The following is a 7702-nucleotide window of genomic DNA, read 5'->3' as shown; positions in this document are numbered from 1 at the left end:
CGCCGCGGCGCGCGCGCTCAACGTCGACGCGCCGGCCGCGATCGCCGCGCGCGCCGAGGCAATCGGCGCCTGGACGCTGGCCATGTCGACCGACTACGTGTTCGACGGCAGCGCGCCGCCCTATCGCGAAACCGATGTGCCGTCGCCGCTCAACGCCTATGGCCGCGGCAAGGCCGACGGCGAGGCCGCGTTGCTGGCCGCGTCCTCGCGTGCCTGCGCGCTGCGCCTGCCGCTGCTCTACGGGCCGGTGATCGACTGGGCCGATTCGGCCGTCACCAGCCTGGTGCCGGCCATCGTCGCCTCGTCGCGCGACGGCGCCGCGCCCGTCGAGATGGATGCCTGGGCCACCCGCTATCCCACCTGGACGCCCGACGTCGCCGAGGTGATCGTGCAGCTCGCCGAGCGCCATGCCGCGGGCGCCGCCGTGACGGGGCTCTGCCAATGGTCGGGCGACGAGCCGATGAACAAGCACGAGATCGCCACGCGCATCGCCGCCGCGCTCGGCATCGTGCCGCGCCTGATCGCCGTGGCCGAGCCGAAGGACGCCACGCCGCGCCCGCGCGACTGCCATCTCGACTCGTCGCGGCTGGAAGCGCTCGGCATCGGCCGGCGCACGCGTTTCGACGAGGCGATCCGCGCGGTGCTGCGCGACGGCCCCGCCCGCTGACGCCCCCGCGCCCCGGAGAACGCATGAAATCCGTCTATCGCGGCATGACGCGCGCCCAGCTCGACGTGGCCTACGACAACCCCGGCGCCGTCGACGACTTCCCCGCCGTCTACGCCGCCATGCGCGCGCGCAGCGCGGCGCTCTACGCGCGGCTGGCCGGGCAGGGCGCCAGCGAGCGCGACCTGCATTACGGCCCCGCGCCGCGGCAGCGCTACGACTATCTCGCCTGCGGCCACCAGGGCGCGCCGCTGTTCGTGTTCATCCACGGCGGCTACTGGCAGAAATGCGACAAGGAGGATTTCGCCTATGTCGCGGCCGGCCCGCTCGCGCATGGCTTCGACGTGGTGCTGGCCGAGTACACGCTCGCGCCCGGGGCCGGCATGGCGCGCATCGTCGGCGAGATCGGCGCGCTGCTCGACCACCTCGCCGCCGAGCCGGCCACGCGCGAGCGCGCGCTGTGCCTGAGCGGGCATTCGGCCGGCGGCCACCTGACGGCGGTGCATCGCGCGCACCCCTCGGTGCAGCATGCGATGCCGATCAGCGCGCTGGTCGAGCTCGAGCCGATCCGCCTCGGCCGCCTCAACGAGCGGCTGCAGTTGAGCGAGGCCGAGGTCGACAGCTACAGCCCGTTGCGCCGGATCGGCGCGGGTGCGCCGCTGACGGTGGCGGTCGGCGCGGCCGAGCTGCCCGAGCTGGTCCGGCATTCGCGCGAATATGCCGAGGCCTGCCGCGCGGCGGGCCAGCCGGTGGCCTACCTGCCGGTGGCGGGGGCCACGCACTTCTCGGTGCTCGACGACCTCGCCGAGCCCGACGGAACGCAGATGACGGCCCTGATGGCGCGTTTCGACAGCGTGTAGCGCGAAGGGCCGAGGGTCCAGCCGCCGCGCCTGGCGGCGATGCCCGCCCGCGGCCCACTCGTGCGTTCGCGCTTCGCATTCCGGACACGGGATTCCGATCCGATACACGCGCCTGCCGGCGCGCGCGGACAATCGGCGGGCCGCATGGCGATGCCCTCGTGCATCGCCGCGTCCCGTCCTGCTGCGTTCGTCCGCTTTCGATCCATGCCCAAGCCTCTCGCCGGTCCCGCCCAGCCGCCCAGCTTCGCCAATCCCTTTTCCGCCGCGCACGAGACGCTGCCGGCGCCGGGCCCGTCCGCCGGCCAGCCGACGCGCCAGGGCAGCCTCGGCGACGGCACGCTGAACGCGCGGCGACGCTCCTCCGCGCAGGGCGCGGGCGACAAGCGCGACTCGACCGGCTCGTTGCGGCGCGCGTCGCAGCCGCAACTGGCCGCGCTGTCCGAGCCGATGAAGAAGCAGATCGAGCAGAGCGCCCGAGCCGCGAGCGAGCAGCCGCTCACGCCGCTCGAGGCGGAGATCGCCGCCAGCTACGTGCGCCCCGAGCACCTGAAGGCGCTCGGCGTGGCGACGCGCCTGACCGGCACCGCCGTCAGCTTTCGTCCCGCCGGCGCCGAGACCCTGAAGCGGCTGAAGCAAGGCGCGCTGCCCAAGCCGCACGACCTGCTGCACAAGTCGATCAAGCCCGGCACCTTCGCGGCCATCGAGAGCGAGGATGTGGAGGCGCGCATGAGCGTGATGCGCCAGCACGACCTGGACGGCTTCGTCGGGCACTACACGAACGGCCGTCTCGATGGCGTCTATGTCGATCGCAGGCATCCCGGCATGGCCGAGCTGCCGCTGGTGGCCGACGAGCAGGGCAAGCACCATTACCTGCCGATCCATGTCGACAATCCCGGCCCCGACCTGGTGGCCCTGCACCAGGTGCCCGATTACGTGAAGGGCATGTACACCGGCGACTACGACACGTTGCACACCATCAACCTGGCCGGCAATCGCGGGCCGCAGGCGCAGGGCGAGGAGCTGCGCACGGTGGCCGCGCTCAATTGCGCGGTCGGCGCCGTCGACCAGGGGCGGCCGTTCGGCGATGCGCGGCAGGCGGTGGTCCAGCACGGCTCGCAGTACAACTACGTCGCGCATATGCGCAACCACGAGCCGGACAAGCCGATCGACCCGCGCGTGGCGGCCGCGTCGCTGCCGGTGGCGGCCTGCGTGCGCGGCGAGTGGCGCCTGATCCGCACACCGGCCGAGCTGAACGCCTTCAACAAGGAAATGGGCTACGCGGCCAAGCCGGGCTGGGAGGGCGAGGAAGGCACGCGGCGCCCGTCGATACCCGGTTCGGGCAGCGGCTCGTCCACGCCGATGGGTTCGCGGCGCGCCTCGGCGGTCGAGGGCCACGGCCTGCGGCCCGAGCAGATGGCGGGGCAGCTCGGCGGGCGGCGGCACTCGCAGCCCCATGTGGCGCCCTTGCCGCCGCTGCCTGCGCCGCCGGGACGGCGCGGCGCGATCGGCGGCGGCGCCTTGCCCGGCCTGGCGCCGGGCGGAACCCGGCCGGCGCCGGTAGCGCACGACGCGCCCGGCACCGATCTGCCGTTCGAGGCGCCGCCTCCGTCCTTCGGTAACTGGGGCGGTTTCTCGCCGGGCTCGGGCGCGCTGCCCGCGCCGGTCCGGCGGCCCTCGATGCAGCGCGTGGAGGAAGAGGGCCCGCGCGGCGAGGCGCCTCGGCCGCTCGATGCCGACTCGCTGCATCCGCTGCTGGCGATGCCGCCGCGGCACTCGCCGCTGCCCGAGGGCGACGACGCGCCGTGAGTCGCGGCGGCGGCCTCGCAGCGGGCGCATGAGACGGCGGGAATAAATCGCGGGCCTCGGGTGTTGTGATCGACGAGCGGCCGTCTTCCGCCTGCCGGCCGCGCCCGGCTGTCCATGGCCCGCCCCTGCACTCGCGAGGAAACCCGCATGTCCGCCGTTCCCAGCCTGACCTTGTCCGTCCACGACGCCACCGGCTCGCGCCGCATCGTGGTGGACGGCGCCGGCGCCACCCTCGGCCGCGGCACCGACTGCAGCGTGGTGCTGGCCGATACGCGACGCGCCATCTCGCGCCTGCAGGCGCGCATCGACTGGCGCGACGGCCATTACCTGCTGACCGATTCGGGCAGCAACCCGACCCTCGTGAACGGCCGGATCCCGGGCGTCTCGCGCGAGGTGGTGCTGCATGACGGCGATACGCTGACAATCGACGTCTATCGGATCGTGATCGAGATCGAGGGCGCGAGCCACGGCGAGGACGCGACGGTGTTCGCGGCGCTGGCGGGACGCGAGGAGGAGGAAGAGGTCGATGCGCCGACCATGGTGCGCGTGCCGGAGCGCGAGGCGGCGCGGCCCGAGGCGGCCGATCTCGTCGATGCGGTGACGCAGTTGCGCGCGGCGGACCAGGCGCAGGCGGCGCGGGGTGAAAGCGGCGCGGTGGATGCAGTCGACGAGTTGCCGGATACGCCGACCATGGTGCGGCTCCCGGTGATCGCGGCCCCGCAAGCCCCGCAAGCCCCGCAAGCCCCGCAAGCCCCGCAAGCCACGCAAGCCACGCAAGCCACGCAAGCCCCGCAAGCCCCGCAAGCCACGCAAGCCACGCAAGCCACGCAAGCCACGCAAGCCACGCAAGCCACGCAAGCCACGCAAGCCACGCAAGCCACGCAAGCCACGCAAGCCACGCAAGCCACGCAAGCGGCTCCGACCCTGCAACAAGCGTCTTCGATCACGCAGGTAGCCCCATCCATGCAGGCGGGACTGCTCGAATCAGCCGACACCGCCACCACCCGCCACGCTGAACCCATCCACCCCGCCGCGCACGACATACTGCTCGTCGCGCTCTGCGACGGCCTCGGCATCGACGCGGCATCGCTGGCGGGCCGGAACGCGGCCGACGTCGCGCGCCTGGCCGGCGCCTTGCTGCGCGATGCGGTGGGCGGCGCGATGGCGGCGCTGCGCACTGGCCACATGCCCGGCGCGGCGACCGGGCCGGAACTCGACGGCGCCGATCCGCTGCGAGACTGCGGCGATGTCGAAACCGCCTTGCGCCTGTTGCTATCGGCATCCGCCGCGAGCGCCTCGCGCGATCGGCTGCGCGACGCCTTCGGCGAGTTGCGCGATCGCCAGCTCGCGTTGCGCGGCGGCTTGCGCGAGGTCCTCGCCGGACTCGATCCCGCTCGCCTGGATCCGGAAGCGGGATGGCGCGACTGGCTGCCCGGCAGCGCGGCACGCCTGCGCGCGCAATATGCGCGCGACTGGACGCGCGTCTCGCAACAGGCCGCGGCCACGCTCGACTCGCAGCCCGCCGCCGTCCCGGGCCAGCAAGCGTCGAACTGATCGACGCGCATCGAGCGGCAGGACGCGCGGCGAACCGATCCGCGCGTCGACTGGCGAACCGGCGGCGAACCGGCCAGGTACCCGCCCGACGCATCGACCAGCCCACCGAACCACCACGCCGCGCCGCCACCTCCCCCGGCTACGAACCCTCGTCGAGCCCGCGCAGGAACGCGGCCTTGTCCACCGAATCCGGCAGGGCCTCCAGCAGCCGCGCCTGGAAGGTGGCGAGATCGGCATCGACCGCCGCGCGCCGCGCCACGATCCGCGCGATCGGCCCGATGTGGGTGGCGAGCCGCTGCACCGCCGTCTCGACCAGCGCCGTATCCACGGCCGGCGCCTGGCCGGCTCCGCTACCCGCCTGCGTCGCCCCCGGCATCGCCATCACGCGCGTGACGGCCGTGCCCGAAGCCGCGTGACGCTGCAGCAGCGTATCGAAGTCGTGGCGTGCGGCCTCGTCGGGCAGGTGGCGCGCCAGCTCGGCGGCCAGCATGCGCGGATCGGTGGCCTGCGCCGCCGCGCGCCGCACCAGCCGCGAGGCCACCGGCCCGACATGGGTGACCAGCCGCTGCTCCAACTGCGCGAGGAATTCCGGCGACCAGTCGACCGGCAGCGTGCGCGCCTCGGCGGCCGGCGGCGGCGGGGCCAGCGCCGCTTGCGCGAGCGGCGCGAGCACGATGGTCTGGTCCGGGTCGAGCCTGGCCGCGAGCGTTTCCAGCAGGCCCAGCACCTCGCCGCGCCAGTGCTGCGCCGAGGCGTGGCGCTGCCCCGGATCCTTGGCCAGCGCCTGCAGCACCATCGCGTCGAGCTCGGGCGGCAACTCCGGCGCGAGGCTGGAGGGCAGCGCGGGCGTCTCGTCGAGCACCTGCCGCATCACCGCCGCCGACGAGCCCGCGAACGGGCAGCGGCCGGTCAGCATCTCGTAGAGCACCACGCCGGCCGAGAACAGGTCGCTGCGCGCGTCGATCGGCGCGCCCGAGACCTGCTCCGGCGACATGTAGCTGGGCGTGCCGATCAGCATGCCGACCTGGGTGAGCCGCCCGGTGTCGAGCTGGGCGATGCCGAAGTCGGTGATCTTGCACTCGCCGCGCGGCGCGATCAGCAGGTTGGCCGGCTTGATGTCGCGATGGATCACGCCGAGCTCGTGCGCGTAGGCGAGCGCGTCCAGCAGTTGCGCGAACCACACCAGCACGTTGCGCGCCGGCATGCGCGTGCCCTGGCGCGCATGCGCGGCGAGCCGCGCGGCCAGGGTCTCGCCGCGCACGTATTCGAAGGCGATATAGGCCGTGCCGTCGGCCTCGCCGTAGTCGAACACGCCGACGATATTCGGATGCACCAGCCGCCCGGCGGCGCGCGCCTCGTTGATGAAGCGCGCCGGCAGCGCGGCCTCGGCGGCGATGCCGGGCTCGCCGCCCGCCTCGCTCGCGTGCAGCAGCTCCCCGCGGATGGTCTTGAGCGCCACCGGCCGCTGGATATGCGGATCGGTGGCGAGATAGACCACGCCCATCGCGCCGCGGCCCAGCACGTTTTCGATGCGGTAGCGGCCGATGCTGGCCGGCAGCGGTTCCGGCAGGCGCGTCATGGCCGCGACCCGTTCGGCGCGGTGCTCGCGGCGCCGGTCTCGTCGAGGATCTCGAAGGCCGTCACCAGGCTGGTGCGCATGCGCCCGAAGGACACCGCCAGCGAGGCGATCTCGTCGCCGCCGCGGGTCGGCAGCTCGACGTCGTCGAGCTTGCCGAGGCTGACCGCGTCGGCCGCGCGCGACAGCGTCTGCAGGCGCCGCGTGACCAGGAAGTGCACCAGCACGTTGAGCACCACCAGCACCACCACGAACACCACCGTCAGCGCCTCCATGAAGCTGCGCCACAGCGCGCGCCCGCGCGCGATCGATTCCGACATCGGCACCGACACGAACTCCGCGCCGATCACCTGGTTCATCTGCCAGCCGAAGCCGTTGGCCGGGCCGTACTTGTCGAGCATGGTGCGCGGCGCGGCCGCGGGCGTGCTGTGGCACTGCATGCAGGTCGCGTCGGTGATGCTGGTCGGCCGCGCCAGGAACAGCAGCTGCTCGCCGCCCGGCGTGCGCCGCTGGCCCGTCACCTCCTTCAGCGCGGGCTTGTCGTGCAGGTGCGCGATCACCTCGGACTCCCAATCGGTCGCGCGGTCGCGCGGATTGGTCGGGTTCAGCATGGTCGAGCGATAGGAGAAGTTCGGGAAGCTGCCCTGCAAGGTGTTCAGCATCTCGATGGCCGAGAAGGCCGGCACCGATTCGGGCACGAAGGAATACTGGATCTGCGTCGACAGCAGCGGCGTGATGTGCTTGGCGGTGTAGTCCTGCATCGCCTCGGCCGCGCTCATCAGCACGTCGGCGTCGTGGCGCGTCTCGTCGAGCGCCTGCTGTTGCAGCACGCGGTCGGCGACGATGCCGGCCGCGGTCAGCCCGATCGCGAAGATCGCGACGAACACGAGATTGAACTTGATGGCGAGCGACAGCTTCATGGGCGGACGTAGATCGAGGGATAGGCCGAGGGCGGGTCGGGAACGGGATTGCGCGCCGCGACGGCGGGCCGTCGCGGCGGCGGCGGGAATACCAGGTCGTGCCAGTCGGGCAGTTCGCGGATGTGCTGTTTCAGGTCGCGGCGGAAGGCCGGATCGGCCAGCCGCGAGCGGAAGCGCTCGGCGAAGCGCGTATCGGGCGCGTTGCGGGCCGGCAGGGCGCTGACCAGCCAGTCGGCCAGCTCGGCGTAGGCCGCCGGATGCGCGGCGTTGGCGGGCGCAGCATGCGACGCGGGCGACGCGGGCGGCACGGCCGCCGGCGGCA

The 7702-nt window shown here is 73.2% G+C and carries 6 protein-coding genes and 1 pseudogene; 4 read left to right on the top strand and 3 right to left on the bottom strand.

Annotated elements, in window-relative coordinates; translation table 11 throughout:
- The 4 genes from F3J10_RS33240 to F3J10_RS33225 all read left to right on the top strand — a co-directional run.
- Positions 1-667, top strand: a 667-nt coding sequence (locus tag F3J10_RS33240; RefSeq protein ID WP_167243864.1) for a sugar nucleotide-binding protein, incomplete at its 5' end; no start/stop codon positions are given.
- Positions 668-690: 23 nt separating this feature from the next.
- Positions 691-1524, top strand: coding sequence for an alpha/beta hydrolase (locus tag F3J10_RS33235; RefSeq protein WP_167243863.1), 834 nt, complete (start codon positions 691-693; stop codon positions 1522-1524).
- A gap of 204 nt (positions 1525-1728) precedes the next feature.
- Positions 1729-3330: a hypothetical protein gene (locus tag F3J10_RS33230; RefSeq protein ID WP_167243862.1), complete on the top strand. Its 1602-nt coding sequence runs from the start codon at positions 1729-1731 to the stop codon at positions 3328-3330.
- Positions 3331-3477: 147 nt separating this feature from the next.
- Positions 3478-4884, top strand: a complete 1407-nt coding sequence (locus tag F3J10_RS33225; RefSeq protein ID WP_167243861.1) for an FHA domain-containing protein — start codon at positions 3478-3480, stop codon at positions 4882-4884.
- A 139-nt stretch (positions 4885-5023) separates the two neighbouring features.
- Here the strand turns inward: F3J10_RS33225 and F3J10_RS33220 are convergent, their stop codons facing one another.
- The 3 genes and pseudogenes from F3J10_RS33220 to F3J10_RS33210 all read right to left on the bottom strand — a co-directional run.
- Positions 5024-6463 (bottom strand): serine/threonine-protein kinase, encoded by a 1440-nt coding sequence (locus tag F3J10_RS33220; RefSeq protein ID WP_167243860.1) that lies wholly within the window; start codon positions 6461-6463, stop codon positions 5024-5026.
- Positions 6460-7380, bottom strand: a complete 921-nt coding sequence (locus F3J10_RS33215; protein WP_013689194.1) for a DUF3365 domain-containing protein — start codon at positions 7378-7380, stop codon at positions 6460-6462. Before F3J10_RS33215 ends, F3J10_RS33220 begins: the two co-directional genes overlap by 4 nt.
- A pseudogene (locus tag F3J10_RS33210) lies at positions 7377-7702 on the bottom strand (hypothetical protein); the annotation flags it as partial. The gene F3J10_RS33215 and the pseudogene F3J10_RS33210, both read right to left, overlap by 4 nt.

The organism is Burkholderia sp. Cy-637, from assembly GCF_011753175.1.
In the GTDB taxonomy this organism is placed as follows: Bacteria; Pseudomonadota; Gammaproteobacteria; order Burkholderiales; family Burkholderiaceae; genus Burkholderia; species Burkholderia gladioli.
Note: the sequence above shows the minus strand (reverse complement) of the source record. Positions and strands in the feature narration are given on the sequence as shown.

Excerpts from the sequence above, each read along its gene's own strand:
- F3J10_RS33230 (WP_167243862.1), top strand. The coding sequence starts at position 1,729 with ATGCCCAAGCCTCTCGCCGGTCCCGCCCAGCCGCCCAGCTTCGCCAAT.
- F3J10_RS33220 (WP_167243860.1), bottom strand. The coding sequence starts at position 6,463 with ATGACGCGCCTGCCGGAACCGCTGCCGGCCAGCATCGGCCGCTACCGC.
- F3J10_RS33225 (WP_167243861.1), top strand. The coding sequence starts at position 3,478 with ATGTCCGCCGTTCCCAGCCTGACCTTGTCCGTCCACGACGCCACCGGC.
- F3J10_RS33215 (WP_013689194.1), bottom strand. The coding sequence starts at position 7,380 with ATGAAGCTGTCGCTCGCCATCAAGTTCAATCTCGTGTTCGTCGCGATC.
- F3J10_RS33235 (WP_167243863.1), top strand. The coding sequence starts at position 691 with ATGAAATCCGTCTATCGCGGCATGACGCGCGCCCAGCTCGACGTGGCC.